Source organism: Pararhizobium sp. PWRC1-1, from assembly GCF_049897905.1.
In the GTDB taxonomy this organism is placed as follows: Bacteria; Pseudomonadota; Alphaproteobacteria; order Rhizobiales; family Rhizobiaceae; genus Pararhizobium.
On record NZ_JAFCXE010000091.1, the window covers coordinates 1 to 614 of the forward strand.

General features: G+C 59.0%; 1 protein-coding gene. It reads left to right on the forward strand.

The annotated features are described in order from the left end of the window. Nucleotides 1-614 (forward strand): reverse transcriptase domain-containing protein (locus ACP7E0_RS35060; protein WP_426131984.1); only part of this gene is annotated, 614 nt, incomplete at both ends.

Here is a 614-nt window from a genome sequence, read left to right on the forward strand (position 1 = left end):
CGAGTGGCTGTTGCAGATGGTGGCGCACAGGATAGCCGATCCCCGTATCCTCCAGCTTATCAAGCTGTGGCTGCGGGCGGGAATCCTTGAGAGCGGCGAGACGTATGAGACTGACAAGGGTACCCCGCAAGGAGCTGGCATTAGTCCGCTCCTCGCCAACATCTTTCTGCACTACATCCTCGATCTGTGGGTTCATCAATGGCGTCGACGCTATGCACGCGGCCGAATTGTGATCGTGCGCTACGCCGACGACTTCGTTATGGGCTTCGAGAACAAGGATGATGCGCTGAATATGCTTCTGGCCCTCAAGGAGCGACTAGGCAGTTTTGGCCTAGCGCTCCACGAAGGCAAGACGCGGCTGATCGAGTTTGGCCGGTTCGCGGCTTTGACTCGGCAGCGGCGTGGCGAGCGAAAGCCCGAGACCTTCGCCTTCCTGGGCTTCATTCACTACTGTGGAGTGACCCGTGATGGCAGGTTTATCGTGAAGCACAAGACGGAAGGGAAACGCCTGACGCGAAAGCTGAAGGCGTTGCGCGAGGGAGCATGGCGGCACATGCACATGACGTTGGCTACCCAGCACAAGTGGCTTGCCGCTGTGCTGCGTGGACACTACG